The organism is Silvimonas amylolytica (assembly GCF_014645555.1).
Classification (GTDB): Bacteria; Pseudomonadota; Gammaproteobacteria; order Burkholderiales; family Chitinibacteraceae; genus Silvimonas; species Silvimonas amylolytica.
Map to the genome: position 1 here is coordinate 193,056 of NZ_BMLY01000003.1, position 22,346 is coordinate 215,401.

Consider the following 22,346-nt stretch of genomic DNA (forward strand, 5'->3'; position numbering starts at 1 on the left):
CGCCCCCTGTTTTCCAGATATTTATCTGTCATTGAGGATCAACGACGCCGTTCATCCTGCGTTTTGATGCGCCTATAGGACAATAAACTTGTCCTTTTTTGAGGGCGAAACGGAACTTGCCTATACATGTTCGGGAAATCCCGAATACTTTTTTATGGTGTTTTGGGCGGGGCCTTGTTTGACGATTGATTTCTTCCTGACGCCAGCCGCTGTGACCAAAACCCGAAATGACTCTGGCTGGTGCATCGGCTTATGTCATTGAACTATGATGCACCAATTTTGTGCGTCAATGACGATTCTAAACGTTTGTTTCAATTAAAGATTACATTTAACTTTCTTATATATTGTTTTAAATAAATAATAAATAGTTCCAGATGGAATATTTGGCAATACTTATATTCACTTTTCGAGGGGTTTGGTGAGGCTGTCTGGAGGGGGATACAGGTGGGTTCAAGGCCACTACGCAAGCGTTGACTGTTGTCATGATACGACAATAGTATCGGTGTTAGGTCGTTGATATGATTTAAGTTGATGATTTTAAATGATATTGAGGATGATTGATTGCATTTGAAAGCACGTGTTTATCGCTTTGTATCCTGTTTACTGTGTATTTTTGACAACAAAAACTAGGAGGAAGTCTCTTTTTTTTGTTGAGGGAATGTCACTTCTGCGATTATCCGCTCACTTACACGGCCGACGGACAACGATGGCCGGAGAGGGTCGCCAACAGCGCACCCCTTGGCCGTACTGTAAGGATGTGGGCTTCCACTTACCAACCCTGGGAGGCAGTTGTGCTTCATAAAAGAAAAACTCTCGTAGTGGCACTGGCATTGATTGGTGCTACGTATGCAGCATCTGCCTTCGCAGATGATGCAGACAACTCCAGTCAAATCGAACGCGTTGAAGTGACTGGTTCCAACATCAAGCGCATTGGCCAGCAAGGCGGTACTTCCGTTACCGTGATCAAGGCTGATGATCTGGTGAAGCAAGGTATCGTGACGGTTGAACAGGCCGTGGCGACCATTGCAGCAAACACCTCGTCCATTACCAGCTCCAGCGCTGTAGGTACTGATAACGCAGGTGCCTCGTTTGCTGACCTGCGCGGTCTGGGCTACCAACGCACGCTGGTATTGCTGGACGGTCGCCGTCTGGCCAGCCAGGCTTCGTTTGGTACCGCTGTTGACCTGAACGCCATCCCGATGGCCACCATCGAGCGTATCGATGTGTTGCCGGCTGGCGTGTCCGCTGTGTACGGTTCCGATGCGGAAGCTGGTGTGATCAACTTCATCACCAAGAAGTCGATCCAGGGCGCAACCCTTGAAGTGAAATACCTGGACCCGCAACACCCGGGTGGTATCACCAAGGAAGTCAGCGTAACGGGCGGCAAGGGTAGCCTGGCTGACGACGGCTTCAACATCTACGGTTCGTTCTCTGCGCAAAAGAGCAGCGAAATCAAGACAACTGATCGTAGCTTCGCGACGGATCGTTTGAACCCGAATGGCGTGAGCGCCTACACGGGCCCGGCGAACTACGCTGATGCAGGTATTGGTTTCTACAACCCGCTGGGTACAACTTGTAACCCTCCGGTTCTGGTTTACGATTCCGGCAGTGGTATTTGCCGTGAGCAAACCCCGCTGTACTACGGTATCCAGCCGGAAACCGAGCAATACTCCGCGACTGTAAAAGCCTCCAAGCAAGCTGGTGACAATCTGTTCGCGCTGCAGTATGTCGGCACGCAAACCACCACCAAGACCAAGGTGGCTCCGTCTCCGCTGATCCCGGGTAGCGCTTCGAATACCTTCACGATCAGCCCGGGCAACCCGAATTACCCGACCAATATCCCGGCCACTGAAGTGGATCCGGATACTGGCGACGTCTACAACAACGTCAACCAGCAGCCAGTGACGCTGTACGGCCGTTCCACACAACTGGGTCCGCGTATCGATGAATACGTTTCGACCACCCAGCGCGTGCTGGCTACTGCCGAAGGTCAACTCGGTTCGTGGGATTACAAGTCTGGTCTTGGCTATTCGCAAAACAGCGTTCGCCATTACCTGACTGGCGGTTACGTTGGCGAGAGCCTGCTGCAGCCTGCCCTGGATGCAGGTACGGTTAACCCGTTCTCTGATTCCACCGCTGGCTGGGATAGCGTTCAAGTGAACGGCAAGGAAGAGCAGGACAAGTACTCGGTCACCATGGCTGACTTCCATGCAAGCAAGGAAGTTTACCAATTGCCGGCCGGCGCAGTTGCCGTGTCGTTTGGTGCTGAAGCACGTCACGAAAGCCTGCAATCGCACTTCACCGATCTGGCTACTCAAGCCATGAGTACCGGTCTGCAATACGCTGTGGATACCTCCGGTTCCCGCAACGTTTACGCATTGTCCGCTGAAGCGCAATTCCCGATCATCAAGAACCTGGATGTGGACATCGCTCTGCGTGATGACTACTACGCCGACGTTGGCAACAGCTTCAGCCCGATGGTTAGCCTGAAGTATCAGCCGATCAAGGAAGTGGCATTCCGTGCTTCCGGTTCTACCGGCTTCCGCGCACCGTCCTTGTACGACAAGTACCAGCCGGCTTCGACTTCGTTTACGGCCAACCCGTACAACGATCCGTTGCTGTGCCCGGGTGGCACTGTCAACAGCGCAGCCGGTGGTGTGAAGGGTCGTGATTGCGGTCAGCAAATGCAGCTGCAAACCTCCGGCAACACCAATCTGCAACCGGAAAAATCCACGTCCGCCTCGTTTGGCGTGATTCTGGAACCGATCAAGTCGCTGACTGCAACGGTGGACTTCTGGTGGACTGACATCAGCCACACCATCTCCCCGATGAACGAAGAAGCGATCTTCGGTAATCCGGAGAAGTACGCAGACCGTTTTGTGCGTGACTCCAATGGGGTGCTGCTGTACGTGCTGGATCCGACGCAAAACCTGGGCGACACCAATACCTCTGGTATTGACCTGTCCGCTGCGTGGAGCCTGCCGAAGACTGCAATCGGTAACTTCACCGTCACCTACAACGGTACTTACCTGACCAAGTTCGACTACCAGTTCGAAGAAGGCGGCCAGTACTTCCACGGTGTCGGTAACTTTGCTCAGTACAACAACGCACCGATCTTCCGCTACAAGCAGAACCTGAACCTGAACTGGGTCAAGGGCAACTGGAGCGGTATTCTGGGTTCGACCTATCAAACGGGTTACAAGGACCAGAACAACCAGGATGAATTCCCGGGTTCGGATAACCACGTTGCTTCGTACATTCTGTGGAACCTCTCCGGTACCTACGTGTACCAGAAGGATCTGACCATCACTGCGGGTATCAAGAACCTGTTTGACAAGGCTCCCCCGTACTCCAACCAGGTTTATGCCTTCCAGCAAGGCTATGACCCGCGCGTAACCGACTCTGTCGGCCGTGCTTACTACCTGCAAGCATCCTACAAGATGTAATTCGCGGGTGGCTCTGGCCTCTGCCCTTGATCAAAAGGGCAGGGGCCAGGCCAATTTGGCAGCAAGTTTCAACCAAGCCCGTGAGGGTGAGTTGATGGTTGTGGCAAGTTGAACTTCTGGATGAAGTCGTCGCAGGTGAAGGCGGCAGAGTCCAGGTGAATTGAAGGTTGAGCCGAACAATGGCTAACACAGCATACGGATATGGCCAAGGCCGTGCCGGTGGCCGTCGTGCAACAGGTCTGATAGGCGTGGTGGTTTTTCACGTGCTGCTGATCTACGCACTGATTTCCGGTCTGGCACAAGACGCGGTCAAGAAGATCCAGCAAAAGGTGGAAGTCTCGATCATCAGCGAGCCGCCGCCGCCTCCACCCCCGCCGCCCCCTCCCAAAGTAGAGAAGGTCATCCCCAAGGCTGCACCGCCGGTGCCGCAACCCAAGGCTTATGTGCCGCCGGTTGAGCATCCGAACCCTGCGCCTGCGCCGACTGCCATTGCAGCGACGACGTCTGACCCGGCCCCGCAAGCGCCGGCTCCGGCCCCCGCGCCTGCACCCGCACCGGCCCCGAGTGGCCCGGTTTCGGTCAAGGGCAACTGCTCGCATATCGAAAAGCCTGAATATCCTGGCAAAGCCATGGACGAAGGCATCGGTGGCGATGTCGATGTCACGTTCTCGACGGGTGCCGATGGCAAGTTGAGTGGCGCCCCGAATTTCTCTTTCAGGGGAATTCCGGCCACCTACCAGAAATATTTCCGGACTGCAGTCACTAATGCACTGCAATCCTATACATGCAGCCCGAACCTGCAACTCAAGCAGCAGATCGGTTTCAAGTTGGATTCTGATTCCTGATCGCAGGGATCGACGTTTAAAGAAGGGTCAAGATCATGACTAAGCAATTCTCTACTTTCATCAAATCTTTCGCTGCTGTGGCCGGCCTGATGGCTGTGTCCGCTTCGGCTTTCGCCGCTGAGGGTTCCAACCCGTACGGTATCGACGCACTGTGGAACCAGGGTGACGTCGTTGCCCGTACCGTGCTGATCATTCTCTTGATCATGTCCGCCTCCACCTGGTATGTCGGCATCGTCAAGCTGCTGGAACAACGCCGTCTTCTGAAGCACGGTCGCACCCTGCTGGAATCCAATGGTGTTGAGCTGCAACAAAAGGCCGTGGCCGAAAACGACGACGTGCTGTTCACAGCCGTAGCCGTTGCCGGTATCGAAGCCGCCAAGGAACACAAGGGCGAACTGGCTCAACGTGTTGATCTGAACACCTGGGTTGCCATGGCGATTTCTGACGCTGTGGATTCCGCTGGTCACCACATGCAATCGGGCCTGTCGGTTGTTGCCACCATCGGTTCTACCGCCCCGTTCGTGGGTCTGTTCGGTACCGTTTGGGGTATCTACCACGCGCTGACCGCCATCGGTATCGCTGGTCAAGCGTCTATCGACAAGGTTGCAGGCCCGGTGGGTGAAGCGCTGATCATGACCGCGATCGGTCTGGCTGTCGCTGTTCCGGCTGTGCTGGGTTACAACTGGCTGGTTCGTCGTAACAAGCTGGTGCTGGATATGGTTCGCGTGGTTGCTGGCCGTCTGCACGCCGGTCTGCTCGCTTCCCCGGCCAAGTAATCAGGCAAGGTAAAACACATCATGGCGCGTTATCGCAGACCCAGTCACGGTGGCGCCTCCGGTGAAGAAGATCAGGTGATGTCCGCCATCAACACTACGCCGCTCGTCGACGTGATGCTGGTGTTGCTGATCATCTTCCTGATCACCATCCCGGTGGTGACCCAGACCGTGAACGTGAAGCTGCCGACGGAAACCAACATCCCGACGCAGACCAAACCTGAAAACATCGTTCTTGCCGTTGACGCCAAGAATGTCACTTACTGGAACCAGCAACCGATCAGCGATGCTGAATTGCTGGCTCGTCTGGAAAAGGCCGCGACCAAAGATCCGCAGCCCGAAGTGCACATTCGTGGTGACATCACCGCGCGGTATGGCCCGCTGGGCCGCATCGTGCTGGCCGTGCAGCGTGCCGGTATCGTGAAGATCGCCTTCATTACCGAGCCACAGCCGGGCGGTCAGTAAGCAGCATTGACTGGCAAAACACCATCGTGTGTTTTGTCAGTCGCAGAACGAATTATCAAGGGCGGTTGTTAAACAACTGCCCCATGGAGAACCACCATGGCCATGAATGTAGGCTCGTCGGGTGATGACGATCTGATGATGGAAATCAACACCACGCCGTTGATCGACGTGATGTTGGTGCTCCTGATCATGCTGATCATCACCATTCCTATCCAGACGCACGCTGTAAAGCTGGATATGCCGACCAACAACAACCAGCCGCAGAACAATCAGAAACCGATTGTGGTGCAACTGGATATCCTGCCGAACAACGAGATCCACTGGAATGGTGAGCTCGTGAACGGTCGGGCTGATCTGGAAGCCCGTCTGGGCACCGTTGCCAAAACAGACCCGCAACCAGAATTTCATATCCGTCCGGACAAAGACGCGTCTTACGCACCGGTGGCAGAAGTCCTGGCCGAATCCCAACGCATTGGCGTGAAGAAGATCGGCATTGTGGGTGGTGAGCAGTTCCTGCAGTAACAGAGCATGCCGCATGCTGGTGGCAAAGCCGGAACAGAACAGGCTGGGTGCCGGTCAGCATGCGCGAATTCAGATGCCTGGGGGTTAAACCCTCAGGCATTTTCTTTGGGCAAAAGACTGGGTTTGCAGGTGATAAAAGACCTGCACCACTGACGTTCGATGTAGCTTTGACTACATATAACCAAGACGGCCTGATCAGAAAGGGAGCTTCTGGCTGGCGGTGGCGAACGGGCAGTTCTGTTTACGGGCGATCCCCGTAACGGCTTGAGAGGGAAGGGGGAAAGATGAGACTGAGAGCGCTGGCCCTGATGGCCATGCTGACGGCTGCGTGCGCGACCACTGCGCTGGCGGCGCCGGACCCGGACAAAGTGCTGCATAGCTCGTTCAACGCGCCGGAAACCGGGTATGACCCGGCCAAGACGTCGGACATCTACTCGCACGGCGTGATGGAAAACATTTTTGAGCCATTGCTGACCTACGACTATGTCGCACGCCCGGCCAAGCTGATTCCCCTTGTAGCCAAAAGCATGCCTGAAGTCAGTGCTGACGGCCTCACCTACACCATTCACTTGCAAAAAGGCATTTACTTTGCCGATGACCCTGTGTTCAAGGGCAAAAAGCGCGAGCTGACCGCTGCGGATCAGGTCTATGCACTGAAGCGCATTGCCGACCCAGCCACCGGTTCACCTTCCAACTATCTGGTACTGGGCCATTTTGTCGGTGTCGACGAACTGGCCGAGAAAGCCAAAAACAGCAAGTTTGATTACGACGCCCCCTGCGAAGGCATCAAAGCCCTTGACCGCTACACCCTCCAGCTGAAACTCAAGCAGCTTTACCCGGCGTTGCCCTACGTGCTGGCCATGCCGCATACCTCGCCAGTCGCGCGGGAAGTCATGGAAGCCTACGGCCAGAACTCGCTGGCCCACCCGGTTGGCACTGGTCCGTACATCCTCAAGGAATGGAAACCCGGGGTAAAAACCACGCTGGTGTACAACCCGAATTTCCGTCATGTCGTATTTGACTTCCACCCGACGCCCGGCGACAAGGCGGGTGAGCAGGTGGCGCGTGAAATGAACGGCAAGACCATGCCGCAAATCGGCAAGATTGAAGTGTCGATCTTCACCGAAGAACAACCGATGTGGCTGGCGTTCAAGAGTGGCCAACTCGATGAGTTGTATTCGATTCCGCAGCCGCTCTTGCGCGGCGTGCTGAACATGGACCCGAAGAACCCGCGTCGCGCCGCGCTCAAAGCTGAATATCGCAAGGCTGGCCTGAAGATCAGCCGGGTGCTTGATCCGGAAATGACTTACTGGGACTTCAACATGCAAGACCCGGTGCTGGGGGGCTTTAGCAAAGAGAAGATTGCGCTGCGCCGTGCCATTGCCATGTCGTTCGATACCGATCAGACCATTCGCGATATCCGCCGCAATAACGCGGTGCGCATGGAATACACCATTCCGGAAGGCGTTGTCGGGCACAACCCCAATTTCCGTTATCAATACGAATACAACCGTCCGCTCGCCAACGCCTTACTCGATCAGTTTGGCTACAAAATCGGTCCGGATGGTTACCGCACTACGCCGGATGGCAAGCCCATTTCCATTGATTTCCTGGGTGATGCGTCGGCCGTGGGCCGCCAATGGAATGAATACTGGCAAGAGGCGCTGGATTCCATCCACATCCGCGTAACGTTCCGCCCGGTGACCTTCAACGATCTGCTCAAGGCCATGCGCTCTTGCACTTATGGCATGGTCGGTGCGGCCTGGATTGCCGACTACCCGGATGGCGAAAACTTTGTGATGCTGAACTACAGCAAGAACATCGGCGCAGAAAACACCGCGTGTTACAACTCGCCGCGCTACGACAAGCTGTATCTGGAATCGCAAAAACTGCAAGACAGCCCGGAACGCAATCACCTGTATGACGAAATGAACAAGGTGATGATGGAAGAAACCCCGTGGCTGCCGGGTGAAACCCGCTTCCGTAACCGCATGATGCAACCCCGCGTGCTGGGCGATGAGGTTCACCCCATCTTCCAGGTGTCCTGGCGTTTCATGGATATCCAGAAGTAAGAGCCTGTTTATGATCTTCGCGCGCCTGCGCCGGGCCATTAAAAGGTCAGGCACAAGGCGTACGACGCAGCCAATAGCCAGTTATTGGCGAGGAGTACAACGCAGTGAATGACCTTTTAATGGCCCGGCCCTTCGGGTTCAAGACGCAAGCGGCACGCTACGGCGTTGCAAGCCGCTTGCGGTACCAGTACCGCGGCGCGACTTGCGCCTTGTATCGCACCGCCTGCGTCATGAACGCTGGCGTGCAAAGACCATAATCAGGCTCCGGGAGCCGCCAACATGTTCGCTTATATCGTTCGCCGCGTACTGCAAATGATCCCGACGCTGTTCGGGGTGATGTTGCTGGTGTTTGTCCTGTTCAACGTATTTGGTGGCGACCCGTCGCTGGTGCTGGCTGGCAAGCATCTGACGGCCGAATCGCTGGCCAATATCCGCGCACAGCTAGGGCTGGATAAAAGCCAGTTCGCGCAGTTCATGATTTTTGTTAAACAGGTGCTGACGCTCGATTTCGGCACCTCCTGGTCTACCCAGCAACCGGTGTCCGACATTATTGGTTCGCGCATTGGCCCATCCTTGTTGCTGACGGGCTCGATGCTGGTGGTGGATTTGTTGATTGCCATTCCGCTGGCCGCGACCGTGGCGTATTTCCGCCGCGGCCTGACGGACCGCATTGTCACCATCTGCTGCACCATTGCCATGTCGGTCTCCGCACTGGTGTACATCATTGCCGGTCAATACTGGCTGGCCTACAAGTGGGGTTTGTTTCCGGTATCGGGCTGGGGTAATTCGGCGTTCCACAATCTGTGGTACTACGTGCCGCTGCCGATGTTGATGGGTTTGATGGTGTCGTTGGGGCCGGATATCCGCTTCTACCGTTCTTTCTTTGTGGAAGAACTGAGCAACGATTACGTGCGCACGGCGCGCGCCAAGGGTTTGTCTGAGCGTGTTGTCATGCTCAAGCATGTACTGCGCAATGCACTGATTCCGGTGGTGACGACGGTGATGATGTCGCTACCGTATCTGCTGATTGGTGCGCTGGTGCTCGAAACCTTCTTCAGCATTCCGGGTATGGGTAACGCGGTGGTGCTCGCTGTGAACAACAGCGACTTCCCGATCATCAAGGCCATTACGGTGTATATCGCACTGGCCACCATGGTCTTTAACCTGCTGGCCGATCTGATCTACAAGCTGATCGACCCACGCGTGCAACTCAAGTAACCGGAGACACAACATGACAAGTACTGTACAGGCTGCTCCGGCCATGAATAGCACGCCGGAAGTGCATCGCGGGTTCTGGGCGCTGGGCTGGCGCCGTCTGAAACGCGACAAAATTGCGATGGTTTCGTTGATGGTGGTGGGCGCGTTCCTCGCCATTGCCATTGCGGGCTGGTTCAACATCATTGGCGATGGCTGGCGCAAAGAAGTGGCCGTGCCGTATGCGCCGCCATCGTGGCTGGCCCAGAGCGCAGATGAAACGCTGCCGCCCGCTGAAGAAGAGGCGGGCGCCAGGAGCGATGCGCCCATCGTCACCATGACCGAGGCCGAAGACCCCATCGGCAAGGAGCTGGCCATTGCGCGCCAGAACATGGGCAAGTACGCCTCGGTGGAAACGCCGCTACGAGAGTCGCTGCCGTTTGGCGGTGATCTGCGTGGCCGTGACGTCATCGTCAAAACCATCAAGGGGACATCGACCTCGGTGTTTGTCGGCATCTTTGGTGCGCTGTTCACCTTGTTGCTGGGCACGGTACTGGGCGCGATCTCTGGTTATTTTGGCGGCAAGGTCGATGACTTTTTGAACTGGTTCTACAGTGTGTTCACCAGCGTGCCGGACATGTTGCTGCTGCTGTCGTTTGCAGCTGTGGCTGGCCGCGGTATCAAAACCATCATTATTGTGATGGCGCTCACGAGCTGGACGGGCACTTATCGTCTGGTGCGCGCCGAATACCTCAAGCTGAAGAACCGCGAGTTCGTCCAGGCCGCCAGTGCGATTGGCGCCAGTGATACCCGCCGTATCTTCGTGCATATCCTGCCCAATATTTCGCATTTGTTGCTAGTGCAGTTCTCGCTGCTGACGGTGGCCTTGATCAAGTACGAGGCGATCCTCTCGTTCCTGGGTTTTGGCGTGGGTGTCACCCAAGTGAGCCTGGGTTCCATGCTGGCCGAAGCGCCGGCCGAACTGGTGCAAGGTGTCTGGTGGCAAATGGTGGCGGTGACGATCGCGATGTCACTGCTAGTGACGGCATTCAGTCTGTTGGTTGACGGACTACGCGATGCTTTCGACCCCAAAGCCAATAAGTAAGAGGACCGACACCATGAGCCAACAAGAAACCCTCCTGTCGATCCGCAATCTGAATGTGCGCTTCAAACAGGAAGACGCCGAGCCGTTTCATGCCCTCAAAGGCATCAACCTGGATATCCCGAAAAACACCACGGTAGCGCTGGTGGGCGAGTCGGGTTCCGGCAAGTCAGTGACGTCGATGGCCATCATGCAGTTGCTGCCAGCCATGCAAACGTTGATTGATCCGGCCAGCCAGATCCTGTTTGAAGGCCGCAATTTGCTGGAGCTGGAAGGCGCCGAGCTGCGCCGCTTGCGCGGCAAAGACATTGCCATGATCTTCCAGGAGCCGATGAGTTCGCTTAACCCGGTATTTACCGTGGGCGACCAGATTGTCGAAACCCTGATGCTGCATGCGAAACTCTCGCGCTCCGCGGCCGCCAAACGCGCGCTGGAGTTGTTGATCGAGGTTGGCTTGCCTGACCCGGAAAAGAAGATCAAGGCTTATCCGCATGAACTCTCTGGCGGCCAGCAACAACGGGTGATGATTGCCATTGCCATCGCGTGTGAGCCCAAGTTGTTGATTGCGGATGAACCGACCACGGCGCTGGACGTAACCATCCAGAAACAGATTCTGGAGCTGATTGCCAAACTACAGGCCAGGCGCGGTATGTCCGTGCTGTTCATTACCCACGATCTGGGTCTGGTGGGCGAGTTTGCCGACAAGGTAGTGGTCATGCGCCACGGTGAAATCCGTGAAAGCGACGACGTAAAACAGATTTTTGAAAACCCGCAAGACGCCTATACCAAGGCCCTGCTGGCTTGCCGTCCGCAACTGGATCACCGTCCGCTGCGTTTGCCGGTGATTGATGACTTCATGAAACCAGGGGGCTACGTCTCGGCTGGCGAGCGCCAGCGTGGTTACAGCGGTGATGATGAAATCGTGCTGGATGTCCAGGGGCTGGCCAAATCCTTTGATATCCGCCACGGGTTGTTCGGCAAAAAACAGTTCCATGCAGTGAAAAATGTGTCTTTCAAACTGGCACGAGGCAAAACGCTGGGTATTGTGGGCGAATCTGGCTCTGGCAAGACGACGGTGGGCCTGACCCTGGTGCGTTTGCATCAAGCCACGGGCGGCAAGGCGCTGTTTGAAGGTAAAGACTTGCTGGCGATGTCGCCCAAAGAGTTCCACGCTTACAAGCGCCGTATCCAGATCATTTTCCAGAACCCGTATGCCTCGTTGAATCCGCGCTTTACGGTTGAGCAAATTCTGTCTGAACCCATGATGCTGCACGGTATTGGCAACAACCCGGCAGAACGCCGCAAAATGGCGCAAGACCTGCTGGACCGCGTGGGATTGCCGGCACGCTCGCTGCTCAAGTACCCCCACGAGTTCTCTGGCGGTCAGCGGCAGCGGATTGCAATTGCGCGCTGCCTGACCATGAAGCCGGAAGTGCTGATTTGTGATGAATCCGTCTCGGCGCTGGATGTCTCGGTCCAGGCCCAGGTGCTCAACCTGCTGCAGGATCTGCAGGATGAATTCAAGCTGTCATACCTGTTCATCTCGCATGATCTGGCTGTCGTCAAACATATCTCGGATCAAGTGCTGGTGATGAACAAGGGCGAAGTGGTGGAGCAAGGCAATGCCGATGCGATCTATCGCCAGCCCCAGGAGAGCTACACCAAACGCTTACTGGATTCCATCCCGCAGGGCTGGACCGGTGGCGCACCCGTGCTGGCTTGATTCGTGCGGCTTGAAAACAAGGCCCGGCTTATGTCGGGCTTTGTTTTTTTGATACAGAGGTATTTGCGTTTTGCGCTGCATCAAGTCAGGATGATCTGCCCTGAGGAGGATCGCATGACGCATATCGAACGCCATTTCGACCCCCGTGCTTTCGCCGAACAACTCGGCGCATGGCTGGGCGACAACTACGCTATTCATAACCAGCTTTACAACGGCGCATTGCGCACTACCCCGGCATTGATGGTCGCTCATGATCGGCGGCTGTATCTGATCAAGCGTGGTCATGCCATTGTGGGCGCATGCCTCACAACGGGCCCCGATCCCCGGTTATCGCTCATCGTTACCGATCTGGATGAAGCAGCCTGTGTGGCGCTGGTGGCTGAACTGGCGAGTGAGGGCCTCACGCCGACCGATATTGTCGGCCCGGCGCCCAACGCGCGCTTGCTGGCCGCGCACTACGAACAGAGTCACCGCACCGAAGTGCACGCTGCGTTGGGTAACTTTCAGTTGTTCGGGTCACCTGTTGGTACCGCTGCGGCGGGGCGGTTGCGTCCGGCAACGGAAGAAGATCGCGCCTGGCTGATCCAGCACTGGATTGATTTTGCGCATGAAGCCCATATCCCCGAGCCCGATGAACTGGTGGCAGAGCGTATCCAGGCGCAACTGGAATCTCCGGTACAAACGCTGTGGATCTGGCAGGTCGATGGTGAAGATGCCGCCTTTTGCGCGGGGTCATATCAACCACCGTTGTCCCGGGTCGGCCCGGTCTACACGTTGCCTGCGTTTCGTGGCCGTGGCTGTGCCGGTGCCATGGTCGCGGCGGTCTCTCATGTTGCGCTTGATCGGGGGATCAAAGACCTGTTCCTGTTTACCGATCTGGCCAATCCGACCAGCAACGCCGTGTATAAACGCATCGGCTATGTACAGATTGGTGAACACCTGCATGTGCGCCTTGTTGCTGAAGCAGTGACCGTGCAAGTTTGATGAAGCAGGCAGATTACACATGCAGATGCGGCGGCGGGATCGACATGCGGAAGGGGATGAGGCGGCATTACAGGCCGTGTTCGACGCCGCCCCGACGTATTCCCTCCTGGTAGAAGGACAACTGCCGCAACCAGACGCTGCGCGGCAAGCGCTGGATGCATTGCCACCAGGCGTTGGATATGACGACAAATTTGTTCAATTGCTGATCGATGGTTCGGAGGTCATTGGTGCTGTGGATTTGATTCGCGGCTATCCAGATCGCCATTGCGCCTGGTTGGGCTTGTTGTTGCTGGTAGAAAACCGGCAGCGGCAGGGGTGGGGTGCCAAGGCATTTGAACAAGTGCTGCACACGGCACACCGTTGGCAGTGTACGGAGATGCGGCTCGGTGTCGTGGCTTGTAATACCGTGGCGCTGTGTTTCTGGCAGGCCCTCGGTTTTGTTGAAATCGAGCGCAGGGATGTAGACGGTTATACCGATGAGGTAATTGTCATGCGCCGCGCTTTGTAGCCCGTCTTGCTGCCGGGGCTGGCACGGGCGCCTGGCGGGGTGGCGATGTGGTCGGCAGGTTTTTTTCTACCCGTTCTTCAACGGCCTTGAGCAAGCGGGCGCCCATGATGGTGCAATACAGATTCAGCGCGAACATCGGCGGTAGCAGGACATACCACTGCAGTTGCAGATCATTCAGCAAGCCGACCGGAGCGTACATCAAGGTGGCAGATATGCCTTGGGCAAAGAAGACATAAATGGCGTTACGGCCCATCCACAGTAGCGGTTTGCGGGTGAACAGCCATGCCACCGGGCGCAAACGTACCATCAGTAAAAGCGCGCACACGGATAACCAGGAAGCAGCAAAGTACAACGCCTGGGGCGGAAACTTGTAACTTTGCAGGTGGATCAGTGCATTGCGTAAATCCGGGGTACAACACAGTTGCCAGATTGCCTGTAGCGCAATCAAAGCCGACCAGTATCCGGGTAATTGTCCTGTGGCATGGCAGTAACCCAGCAAAAACAATGGCAGGTAAAACATGCCGAATGCCACGACGGGTAGCCAGCCTGCGCTCCAGTCCGCATCCGGTGCGAGTTGCGAGAAAAACAGTGCGGCAACCAGAACCAGTGCGACGGGCAGGGCGGCCCGTTCATGAAACCAGATCAGCGTGATGGCAACGGCGCTAACGCCAAGATACACACGCATGAACCACATCGACCCCATCACCGCGTCATCCCATTCCGCTTTGTGATAGTCGTGCAGAAACCACTCTACAAGGCGTATGGGCGGCAAATGATGCCCGGATAGCAAGTAGCCCAGCCACACCAGTGCGACAAATACCATATAGCGCCGCTGCAGGCGCCACAGGTTCTGCCACGCTTTTTGCGGGCTGGGGACCTTGCTGAAAGACCAGCCGGCAAGAAAAAAGAACAGGGGAACATCCAGCCACAAGCAGGCGCCATGCAGCCACGCCGGTGTATAGCTGTCACCACTCCAGAAAACAGAATGGATAAAGACCACGGAAACAACGGCCAGGCCTTTCAATCCATCCAGCACGAGATCACGCGTCATCCTTTACCTTTTGTTTGCTGGCCTCATCTGGCCTAATTCTGTCGCAGGCGGTCCTTGATCGCTGCGGATTGAAACTTGTCGCTGGTCACCATGTGCGAGGACTGGCTGGTGCACATGGTGGGCATATCCTGGTTGCGGCGATACAGCCGTACTTGCTGGTCGACTGATTGATACACCAGCGAGGCATTGTTCAAAACGCGCTGGGTATCCTGGGGTGAGACCGGATCGTTCTCACGCGGCTGCCCCCATACCAGAACGTAATCAACCGGTATGCCTGTTTTCTGCTCAAAGCGGCCGACGTCCAACCGCTGGACATTCACGGCGGTTTGCTGGGGTTCCCAGTGATACAGCAACTCCTGGGTGTCATGACCAGGCCGGAACTGGATGGGATAGACACTCAAGCGAGCCAGGAAATTGAACAGCACCACCCGGTCCCGATCCAGTTCCAGCCGGTTTGTCGCCTGAAACAATGGCTCGTAGCCCACCGGATTGGGGATTCCTTTCTGATCAAACTGGGTGGATGACTCGATCACCGGAAGGACCGTGCAGTGGGCGCCGATCTGACCATCGATGGCAGACAATGCGGTCAGTTGCTGGCGTACCTGACCTTGTGCCGTCCAGGTCTGATAAAACTGTACAACCAGCATGATGACCGCGAGCGTGGCCAGGCTCCAGCGCATCCACGACTTGTTGATCAGCAGCGCAGCGCACGGTAACGCCCATAACATGGGGAACAACTGGGCGCGCAGGAAGTGGGTCCAGCCACCGCCAGATACGTCAGGCACGACCAGGCAAAACCCATAGAAGAACAACAGTGTCAGGCCGACGCCCGTAAACAGGGTAGCGTCACCACGCAACAGGTGATGGCGTTCGCGCCAGATTTTGTACACGGTAGCCAGCAATGTGAGCAGCATCAGGGCCATCAAGCCATGTGGCAGCAGCAAGTTATCGCGTGATTGCAGGCGGAACAGCTTGCCGCGCGCCATAGAGAAAACCCGGTCGTGGAGCTTGGGGCCATATTCGGTCGGGTAGCCGTGCTGGCGTAGCGCAAACCAGGCCATGAGTGGCAGCGGTAAACACAGGGCGAGTACCACACAGCCGCTCACGGTCCAAAGTGCCCGGCCACGCACGCCGGCGTGCCAGTCGCCAAGCAGACGTACAATCTCCAGCGCAATCAGCGCCAGAACGGCCATGATGAAACCGGCAGCATGGCTCAACAGGGTGAGCACCAACACCACACCGAGCAGCAACCCCCGCCACAGTTTTGGGTGCTGGCGCAGGTCCAGATACCAGCCAATAGCCAGGAAAAACCCGGTCAGCGAAAACAAGAAATTATATAAACCCAGGAAAAACAACTGGTTGGCTAGCAGGGGCAAGGCAAACAGGGCTAGCCAGGCGTTGTCCGGGTTGATCTTGCGCAGTGCATACCATGCGGCCACCGCCGGGCCGACCAGGCACAGAGCTTGCAGAATGGCCTCGGCCCGATCAGGTGCCACAACGAGGATCAAGCCCCGCAGGATGGCGTAAATCGCCATATTGGGCTGCAGCGTACCGGCGGACATATACATTTGCGACTGCAACGGCCAGTCCGCGTCGCCAATATGACCCAGCATGTCTGCGAAGGACAGGTGGATAGGCCCGTCGTTGGTGGCTAGCGGACCCAATGTGATCAGTACGGCGGCGTACACCACAACGACGGCCAAAAACAAGCCGTGTCGCCGTAGCAGCGTGTCCGGAATTGTCATGCGCTTTCCTGTACAGAGGCACAATACATTTGTGCTTTGTATTGGCGATATAACCAAGAAAGTTTCAGTTTGTCACGACTGACTTATTTTGCAAGCAATATTTTGTGCGTCGCACCAATAGTCGGAACGTGAGTCGCTGTATCACGGTGTGTCGCCGGTGTAGTGCTCCGGGAATTGCACTCGCACCGGTTCGCCATCACTGCGCCAGCCATGACAGGAATCAATCAGCCGCGCCAGCAAGCGTGCCTGTGCCGTGGTGCGCGGCCCGACTGCCGGTTGCGGCGCCTCGCGCTTGCGCAAGCCGGAAGACACGGTCTGAAAAGCCACCGTGGCCATCGGCCCCAGTAGTTCTGTGATATGGGTACAGCCGTCCCGGCCTTTGAATAACTCACGCACCTTGCGGTTAAAACCAGGCCCGATACGCAGACCCACAAGGCGTTGATAAGATGCGGCGATTTCCGGGCAAATGGTGTACGGGGAGTGCGTGGTGGCGGCTTCGACGGCAACAATCTCGTATTGATCGCTGAGCGTCAGCCGGACATGCATCAGATGCAGTGGTTCACCTTCCGGCAGTTGCCGTCCATCGTAAAACGAAACCGGATAACCCTTGGTATCCGTGATGGATGCTTCGATATCCCACAACCCATCATCGCGCAAGAAGCCCTCACACTGGATCTGACGGGTGTGGTAGTGCTGACGGGCAGCGGGCGGGCTCAGTGGCATAAGCGGTCTCTTCAAAAACAGCGGCGATCAAGGCATCCGATTGTGCGCGCTGCCCACCAGGCAGGCCATTGCAGTTTGCCCCTGGCAGCGCGTTTGATACACGCTAGAGATAGCGGGTCCACAACACTTTTGAGGTCACACTGGTCGCACTGCTGCTTCCGCTGCCTGTGCCCAGACCCGCACCCGGTTGATAGGCTGGCGGCAGGGTACTGAGGTTGATCGTTGTGCTGGCGCCCAGGCTGTTGGCGGCGGTGCCGCCTGAAGCCGTCACATAACCGTAGATGGTGGTGCTGCCGTTACTGTTGAACTGGTTATTGGCCAGAATGCTGCCGTACACCACGGTGCTGGAACCCAGTGAGACGTTACCGCCGGAGTACACCCCGTTGGTGGCACTCCCGGCGAGGAAAGCGTAATTGGCCACAGCCGTGGCGCTGTAGTTGAAGGTGGTCGGGCTGGCCGCAGGTGTACACAAATTGGTGGGCCAGCGTGTGGCAAAGTTGTTGTTCACGCAAATCCCGGTGGGCGCGTAAGTGGTGCCATTGACCACCCCGTTGTAACCGGCAAAGGCAGGTGCATAGACCACATCACTGCCGCTGGTAGAAATATTGCCGGTCGCGATAAACGTGTTGTAGTACACGCCGTTGCCTACGGTCAGATTGCCACGGAACCAGGCTACCCCTTGGGCAATGCTGGAGCCGTTGATGTTCCACATGCTGGTGCTGGTGGTGTAGCTAAAGCACGGATTGCTGGTGGAATACCCTTTGCAGATGGTCGCCGACGAGCCCACCGCTGGCGTGCTGCAGGTGGGGGCAGAAGGCGTTGAGCCGCTGGCCAGTGCCGTACACAGATAGTCTTGATGTGTGCTGTCGTAGTTACCCAGATAGTAGGTGCCAGCGGTAATGCCGTTGACATTGGCCACGGTCACCTTGCGGTACCCGCTACTATCAATATCAAAAATGTAATTGGCGACTGACTGCAGCTGGTTGGCATCGATCTGCTGGGTGGTCAAAGACACCGGGTTGATCGCCACCGTGTAATTGGGCTGTACGGTGACATTTACGCCGTTGTTCCAGCTGGGTTTGGAAAGTGTGCCTCCGATGATGCCACTCGTCACTGTACCGCTGCTGGATACGGTCAGATTCTTTTGTGCGTGCAGCGTGCCGATCGAGTTGCTGTCCATGCTCACACTGCCCTGCGTGTTCACCGTGTCGGCATGCGCTGCGCCAGTGAGCGAGACATCGCCAATCGCATTGATCGACACCGCGCTGGCGCTGCCGCTTAATGCCACAGAGCCGTTGGAGTTGATCGTGCCCACCTGCGCACTGCTGCCCAGCGCGACATTGCCGGTGGCATTGATCACCTGCACCCCGGTCAGCGAAATGCTGGTCGCAGTAAATGAACCATTTACGTTGATGACCGCGTTGGAGGCGGTCGTGGTGGATGTCGAGAAATTGATACTGCCACCCAGGGTGACGTCATGATTGAAGTTGATGGCGTTGGTAATGCTGTTGCCCGTGCCCGAACTACCTGCAATGACGCAGTAAACTGCTTGAACAGTTGAGGTCGCGCCCCCGCTGCTACCGGTAAAGTTGGCGGTAACCAGCGTGCCTTGTACTGAGCCGGTCGCCGCAGACGAGACACAACTGGTTGATGTCGAATTGACCCCCGCCACCAGACCACTGATACCTGGCAAACCGCTGAGGGAGATCGCACTGTTGACAGTCAGCGCGCTGGCCGCAGTCTGCCCAGCCTGATACAGGTACTGCCGGAATGCTTCTACGCCCGTCCAGGCTTTTAATTGCGCTTGCGTGGCGCTATGCGCAGTCAGCGAACTGTCTTGCTCGCTATGGACGTAATACATGGTGCCAAGAACGGCCGCACTGAGCGACAAGCCAACCATCAGCACCAGCAAAATGGCGGCGATCCCGCGTTGGGTGTGCATCCGGGCAGAGAGAGAAGGGCGCTGACGCATGGCCATACTCATTGGGTGAAATTGGAAAGGCAGCTAGACCAGCTATTACCACCGCTATTGGTCGACCAGTTCATCTGTACGGATAATCCAGCGCTGGCAGACTGGCTGCTGGCGAGGCTGGTGACGGCAGAGGCCGCAGTCTGGGTGAGCGCGGCGGTGTTGACCTCTGCCCCGAAGGGCCAGCACACCCCGGCAGTGGCACTGGCCGTAAAGGTCACCGCTGCCGGCAGGCCACTGGCCAGCACGGTGGTACTGCTCCAGGTGGTGCTGTTCCATTTGCTTGCCACCGGGTTGCAATTCGAACTTGCTTGTACCAGCGATAACGACCAGGTCACCGGCAAGGTCGAAGACGCCTGGCTGGACTGGCTGATCAAGCCCTGGCAGACCCAGTTGGCGGTGCCGGTGGGGTTGGTATTGCTATCCCAATAGATTGCCGTGCCTGTAACGGAACCGCTGCTGGGGATGGTTTGGGCTGTGCTCACGCCGCTGGCGGTATTGACGATGACAAAGTCGCTGGTTTTGCTGGCGCCACTGACCCCGAATCCGGCGCTTTGCAGCAGATTTTGCGCGGTCAGAAACCCGGTTGTGGCTTGCCGGTCTTGCGCTGCCACCGGTTGCATGCCGCTGACTGGATCGAAAGTCAGACGTGCGCCAACCCGGTACAACGCCAACATGGCGATAATGACCAGCAGCGACACCACCATGCCAACCATCAAGCTGGTCAGGGTCCAGCCGCGCTGAGACGCCGGGTGCCGGATCATGAGCCGTTTCCAAGCGTGAGTGAGCCGCCCAGCAAACCGGCGGTATCGGTGGTGCTGGTACTCAGCTGTGGTACGAACACCGGTTGGGTGCTGCTACCGACCGAGACTGAGCCCTGGATGACATTACAGGTGAAACTGGTGCTGGCATTGACCGTGCCGCTGCTGCTGAGCGGTACCGGAATCGGCGTGGGACTTGTGACGTTACACAAATTGCGCATGCCGCCCGTATTTTGCATCAGCTGGGTTCTGACCTGATTAATGACGGTGTTCTGAGCGTTCAGCGTGGTCTGACTGAGGGCAGAGCGCGAGAGCACGTAAGTCAGTCCGACACCGACGATTGCGACCAGCAACATGGCAATCAGTCCTTCAAACAGCGTCGCACCGCGTTGCAAGCGTACGCCGCCATATTGGCCGAACCATCTAGTTGAGCGTGAGCGCACTGGACATCCCCGTGACCTGGTAGCTGGCTGCAGTGCCGCAAGCGGTTGCGCCCAGCGTGGTGCTGACCGGCAAGCCGGCATTGTTGAGCGCCACGCACTGGGTTGCAGCGTTATTGAGCAGGCCGGTTGTGGCGGATGGCAACGTGCCGGTCCACACCGCACCAGTGCAACTAAAGCTGTTGGCCGGCGTGCGTGGCACATTGGTGGCACTGGCTGCCGTGGCATAACTGGCCTCCTGAACACAAATCACATTACCTGCGCTTAACAGTAAAAATGCGGCAGGCTCGCTTTGCAGGGCGCCAGCGCTATTGCGCAATGTGCGTGACTTGGCCATGGCCATGCCTTTGACAAACAGCGTCTGGCCCGCTTGCTGGTTGGATGAGCGCACCCACTGCATGGTCAGCGGTACCCCCATGAACAACAAGACAGCCAGAACAACCAGGCTGATCAGCAACTCAACCAGCGTAAATCCGCGCAAACGTCGCGTCGTCATCTGCGTTACCAGCTGGTCAACCCGCCGCAGGCCGGGCTGCCTGATCCTGCCGAAAAACTGCGCACGTTGGCATTGGTCATCGTGAGCGTGCAACCGGACACCACCTGACCGTTACGGCCAGCCGCCGTCAGGGTATAAGTTGGCGTCGTGCCGGATGTCACTGAGGCCGAATAGTTGAACATGGTCACTTCGGCCGGGCCAAAGGCCGTAAAAGAAGTGGTATTGGTACTGGAGCTTGTGGCCAGGTTTGACCCTGATGGATACGCCAGCGTCAGTTGATGCTGGTTTTCCATGACCAGTGCCAGCGCCACCAGATCAGCGCCAGCACCTTTGACATGGCTTTTGACGATGTAGTTACGGTAAGTCGGGACGGCTATGGCGGTGAGAATTGCCACGATGGCAATCGTGACGATCAGTTCGACCAGGGTAAAACCGGTGAAGCGATGCGGACGGAAAACAGGACGGGTTTGTGCGGTCATGGCGGCGATGGACTCTTTTTAATGTGGCTTCACAGGAGTAAAGACTGATCAGCGCGCCGCAAATTCCCTGGGTATCTGATCTTTAAGGAAACGGCCTGCTGCGATACTCCACAAGCTTTTTTATATATGCCAACGACTATACCGCCAGATAATCGCGGCCAGAACCGTACTTTTTATGAAAAGTGAATAAATCAGCCAAAAATCAGGCGTGATTTCACGTCATGAAGTGTTGAAGTCAGCTTTACGAATTAACGTGTTGGATCAGAAAAAGAATGGTCACTGCTTCGGCCGTCACCATCGCCGTGACCATTCAGGCGGGACATCAGAAGCGCACAATGCGTTGGCGATGAACCAGGAAGTCGCTGCCAAAAATGACGGATCGATCTTCAAAGTACGCCGTGGTGTAGCGCAACCAGCGCCGCATACCGGGCAAGTCGTGCAAGTCGTTCGTAGTGATAGTCGGGGCCGGCTCGGCCGACGGTGCTTCGGCCTGTTGCGGCAGGGCAAACTGGCCCGGGTATCGCAGTGGGCTCATGATGCGTTCTCCAGCAAACCACGGCGCTGTACGGAAAGGTGCATGGGGGCGGTGGCTAATACCCGGTGCACGGCGGTCTGGTTGCGGGCTTCGCGTAGCGCCTGACGAAAATCTCGCAGGTGCAGGGCTGATGCTACATCGGCCAGGGCCTGCAAGTGTTGCTGGCAGGCCCTGGCCGGCATCAGCAAGAAAATGAACTCGCTCAAACCTTTGCCATCCGGGGTATCGGCATCCAGCGGCAAGGTAGGCCGGATATAAATCATGACCGGATAGTCCAGACCTTCAATTCTCGCATGCGGAATGGCCACTCCGCGCCCCAGGGCGGTGGTGCCAAGGTGCTCGCGGTCCAGCAGCTTTTGCAGCACAAGGCTGGCGGGCAGGGCGTAATGGTGTTCGGCAAAGCTGGCCGCGTGTTCAAACAAATCGTTTACCGTACGGGCCGGAACATCCAGCAAGATGCTGGAGGGTGGGCAAAGATCAGCCAGTGAGGACATGATGTTTTCCTGTGTGGTG

At 56.8% G+C, this 22,346-nt stretch carries 22 protein-coding genes; 12 read left to right on the plus strand and 10 right to left on the minus strand.

The window, feature by feature from the left end:
* Nucleotides 1-791: 791 nt before the first annotated feature.
* The 12 genes from IEX44_RS10710 to IEX44_RS10760 all read left to right on the plus strand — a co-directional run bounded on the left by IEX44_RS10710 (nt 792) and on the right by IEX44_RS10760 (nt 13,634).
* A complete protein-coding gene (locus tag IEX44_RS10710) occupies nt 792-3,446 on the plus strand; it encodes a TonB-dependent receptor (RefSeq protein WP_229678979.1) in 2,655 nt (884 codons plus the stop codon).
* Between the two features lie 179 nt (nt 3,447-3,625).
* Nucleotides 3,626-4,291, plus strand: a complete 666-nt coding sequence (locus IEX44_RS10715; RefSeq protein WP_188693076.1) for a hypothetical protein — start codon at nt 3,626-3,628, stop codon at nt 4,289-4,291.
* Between the two features lie 35 nt (nt 4,292-4,326).
* Complete coding sequence (locus IEX44_RS10720; protein WP_188693077.1) at nt 4,327-5,067, plus strand: MotA/TolQ/ExbB proton channel family protein; 741 nt, start codon at nt 4,327-4,329, stop codon at nt 5,065-5,067.
* A gap of 21 nt (nt 5,068-5,088) precedes the next feature.
* On the plus strand, nt 5,089-5,529 hold the full coding sequence (locus IEX44_RS10725) for an ExbD/TolR family protein (protein ID WP_188693080.1): 441 nt from the start codon (nt 5,089-5,091) through the stop codon (nt 5,527-5,529).
* A 96-nt stretch (nt 5,530-5,625) separates the two neighbouring features.
* Complete coding sequence (locus tag IEX44_RS10730; RefSeq protein ID WP_188693083.1) at nt 5,626-6,051, plus strand: ExbD/TolR family protein; 426 nt, start codon at nt 5,626-5,628, stop codon at nt 6,049-6,051.
* A gap of 284 nt (nt 6,052-6,335) precedes the next feature.
* Complete coding sequence (locus IEX44_RS10735) at nt 6,336-8,123, plus strand: ABC transporter substrate-binding protein (protein ID WP_188693086.1); 1,788 nt, start codon at nt 6,336-6,338, stop codon at nt 8,121-8,123.
* A gap of 104 nt (nt 8,124-8,227) precedes the next feature.
* Complete coding sequence (locus tag IEX44_RS21045) at nt 8,228-8,380, plus strand: hypothetical protein (RefSeq protein WP_229678980.1); 153 nt, start codon at nt 8,228-8,230, stop codon at nt 8,378-8,380.
* Between the two features lie 22 nt (nt 8,381-8,402).
* Nucleotides 8,403-9,341: an ABC transporter permease gene (locus tag IEX44_RS10740; protein ID WP_188693088.1), complete on the plus strand. Its 939-nt coding sequence runs from the start codon at nt 8,403-8,405 to the stop codon at nt 9,339-9,341.
* Nucleotides 9,342-9,354: 13 nt separating this feature from the next.
* Entirely contained in the window at nt 9,355-10,422 is a 1,068-nt protein-coding gene (locus tag IEX44_RS10745; RefSeq protein ID WP_188693091.1) for an ABC transporter permease, read from the plus strand.
* Between the two features lie 13 nt (nt 10,423-10,435).
* The gene (locus IEX44_RS10750) at nt 10,436-12,142 is read left to right on the plus strand and encodes an ABC transporter ATP-binding protein (RefSeq protein WP_188693092.1); all 1,707 of its coding nucleotides are present in this window, start codon (nt 10,436-10,438) and stop codon (nt 12,140-12,142) included.
* A gap of 114 nt (nt 12,143-12,256) precedes the next feature.
* On the plus strand, nt 12,257-13,126 hold the full coding sequence (locus tag IEX44_RS10755; RefSeq protein ID WP_188693095.1) for a GNAT family N-acetyltransferase: 870 nt from the start codon (nt 12,257-12,259) through the stop codon (nt 13,124-13,126).
* A 19-nt stretch (nt 13,127-13,145) separates the two neighbouring features.
* Complete coding sequence (locus IEX44_RS10760; RefSeq protein WP_188693098.1) at nt 13,146-13,634, plus strand: GNAT family N-acetyltransferase; 489 nt, start codon at nt 13,146-13,148, stop codon at nt 13,632-13,634.
* Here the strand turns inward: IEX44_RS10760 and IEX44_RS10765 are convergent.
* From IEX44_RS10765 to IEX44_RS10810, 10 genes are all read right to left on the minus strand, one after another.
* Nucleotides 13,615-14,685, minus strand: coding sequence for an acyltransferase family protein (locus IEX44_RS10765; RefSeq protein ID WP_188693101.1), 1,071 nt, complete (start codon nt 14,683-14,685; stop codon nt 13,615-13,617). The two genes, IEX44_RS10760 and IEX44_RS10765, sit on opposite strands and share 20 nt — an antisense overlap.
* 32 nt (nt 14,686-14,717) lie before the next feature.
* Entirely contained in the window at nt 14,718-16,430 is a 1,713-nt protein-coding gene (locus tag IEX44_RS10770) for a hypothetical protein (protein ID WP_188693103.1), read from the minus strand.
* Nucleotides 16,431-16,571: 141 nt separating this feature from the next.
* The gene (locus IEX44_RS10775; protein WP_188693106.1) at nt 16,572-17,153 is read right to left on the minus strand and encodes a DUF2889 domain-containing protein; all 582 of its coding nucleotides are present in this window, start codon (nt 17,151-17,153) and stop codon (nt 16,572-16,574) included.
* A 103-nt stretch (nt 17,154-17,256) separates the two neighbouring features.
* Nucleotides 17,257-19,125: a serine-rich family protein gene (locus IEX44_RS10780; protein ID WP_188693109.1), complete on the minus strand. Its 1,869-nt coding sequence runs from the start codon at nt 19,123-19,125 to the stop codon at nt 17,257-17,259.
* A gap of 8 nt (nt 19,126-19,133) precedes the next feature.
* Complete coding sequence (locus tag IEX44_RS10785) at nt 19,134-19,886, minus strand: hypothetical protein (protein WP_188693112.1); 753 nt, start codon at nt 19,884-19,886, stop codon at nt 19,134-19,136.
* The gene (locus IEX44_RS10790; RefSeq protein WP_188693115.1) at nt 19,883-20,326 is read right to left on the minus strand and encodes a PulJ/GspJ family protein; all 444 of its coding nucleotides are present in this window, start codon (nt 20,324-20,326) and stop codon (nt 19,883-19,885) included. The genes IEX44_RS10785 and IEX44_RS10790 overlap by 4 nt, the downstream gene beginning before the upstream one ends.
* Nucleotides 20,307-20,819 (minus strand): pilus assembly FimT family protein, encoded by a 513-nt coding sequence (locus tag IEX44_RS10795; RefSeq protein ID WP_188693117.1) that lies wholly within the window; start codon nt 20,817-20,819, stop codon nt 20,307-20,309. Before IEX44_RS10795 ends, IEX44_RS10790 begins: the two co-directional genes overlap by 20 nt.
* Nucleotides 20,820-20,824: 5 nt before the next feature.
* On the minus strand, nt 20,825-21,298 hold the full coding sequence (locus IEX44_RS21050; RefSeq protein ID WP_188693120.1) for a type IV pilin protein: 474 nt from the start codon (nt 21,296-21,298) through the stop codon (nt 20,825-20,827).
* A gap of 322 nt (nt 21,299-21,620) precedes the next feature.
* Nucleotides 21,621-21,833 (minus strand): hypothetical protein, encoded by a 213-nt coding sequence (locus IEX44_RS10805; protein ID WP_188693123.1) that lies wholly within the window; start codon nt 21,831-21,833, stop codon nt 21,621-21,623.
* Nucleotides 21,830-22,327, minus strand: coding sequence for a PTS sugar transporter subunit IIA (locus IEX44_RS10810; RefSeq protein WP_188693126.1), 498 nt, complete (start codon nt 22,325-22,327; stop codon nt 21,830-21,832). The genes IEX44_RS10805 and IEX44_RS10810 overlap by 4 nt, the downstream gene beginning before the upstream one ends.
* Nucleotides 22,328-22,346 lie beyond the last annotated feature (19 nt).

Excerpts from the sequence above, each read along its gene's own strand:
- IEX44_RS10730 (WP_188693083.1), top strand. The coding sequence starts at position 5,626 with ATGGCCATGAATGTAGGCTCGTCGGGTGATGACGATCTGATGATGGAA.
- IEX44_RS10740 (WP_188693088.1), top strand. The coding sequence starts at position 8,403 with ATGTTCGCTTATATCGTTCGCCGCGTACTGCAAATGATCCCGACGCTG.
- IEX44_RS10745 (WP_188693091.1), top strand. The coding sequence starts at position 9,355 with ATGACAAGTACTGTACAGGCTGCTCCGGCCATGAATAGCACGCCGGAA.
- IEX44_RS10760 (WP_188693098.1), top strand. The coding sequence starts at position 13,146 with ATGCAGATGCGGCGGCGGGATCGACATGCGGAAGGGGATGAGGCGGCA.
- IEX44_RS10805 (WP_188693123.1), bottom strand. The coding sequence starts at position 21,833 with ATGAGCCCACTGCGATACCCGGGCCAGTTTGCCCTGCCGCAACAGGCC.
- IEX44_RS10770 (WP_188693103.1), bottom strand. The coding sequence starts at position 16,430 with ATGACAATTCCGGACACGCTGCTACGGCGACACGGCTTGTTTTTGGCC.
- IEX44_RS10785 (WP_188693112.1), bottom strand. The coding sequence starts at position 19,886 with ATGATCCGGCACCCGGCGTCTCAGCGCGGCTGGACCCTGACCAGCTTG.
- IEX44_RS10750 (WP_188693092.1), top strand. The coding sequence starts at position 10,436 with ATGAGCCAACAAGAAACCCTCCTGTCGATCCGCAATCTGAATGTGCGC.
- IEX44_RS10810 (WP_188693126.1), bottom strand. The coding sequence starts at position 22,327 with ATGTCCTCACTGGCTGATCTTTGCCCACCCTCCAGCATCTTGCTGGAT.
- IEX44_RS10715 (WP_188693076.1), top strand. The coding sequence starts at position 3,626 with ATGGCTAACACAGCATACGGATATGGCCAAGGCCGTGCCGGTGGCCGT.
- IEX44_RS10720 (WP_188693077.1), top strand. The coding sequence starts at position 4,327 with ATGACTAAGCAATTCTCTACTTTCATCAAATCTTTCGCTGCTGTGGCC.
- IEX44_RS10725 (WP_188693080.1), top strand. The coding sequence starts at position 5,089 with ATGGCGCGTTATCGCAGACCCAGTCACGGTGGCGCCTCCGGTGAAGAA.
- IEX44_RS10780 (WP_188693109.1), bottom strand. The coding sequence starts at position 19,125 with ATGCGTCAGCGCCCTTCTCTCTCTGCCCGGATGCACACCCAACGCGGG.
- IEX44_RS10765 (WP_188693101.1), bottom strand. The coding sequence starts at position 14,685 with ATGACGCGTGATCTCGTGCTGGATGGATTGAAAGGCCTGGCCGTTGTT.
- IEX44_RS10755 (WP_188693095.1), top strand. The coding sequence starts at position 12,257 with ATGACGCATATCGAACGCCATTTCGACCCCCGTGCTTTCGCCGAACAA.
- IEX44_RS21050 (WP_188693120.1), bottom strand. The coding sequence starts at position 21,298 with ATGACCGCACAAACCCGTCCTGTTTTCCGTCCGCATCGCTTCACCGGT.
- IEX44_RS10795 (WP_188693117.1), bottom strand. The coding sequence starts at position 20,819 with ATGACGACGCGACGTTTGCGCGGATTTACGCTGGTTGAGTTGCTGATC.
- IEX44_RS10735 (WP_188693086.1), top strand. The coding sequence starts at position 6,336 with ATGAGACTGAGAGCGCTGGCCCTGATGGCCATGCTGACGGCTGCGTGC.
- IEX44_RS10775 (WP_188693106.1), bottom strand. The coding sequence starts at position 17,153 with ATGCCACTGAGCCCGCCCGCTGCCCGTCAGCACTACCACACCCGTCAG.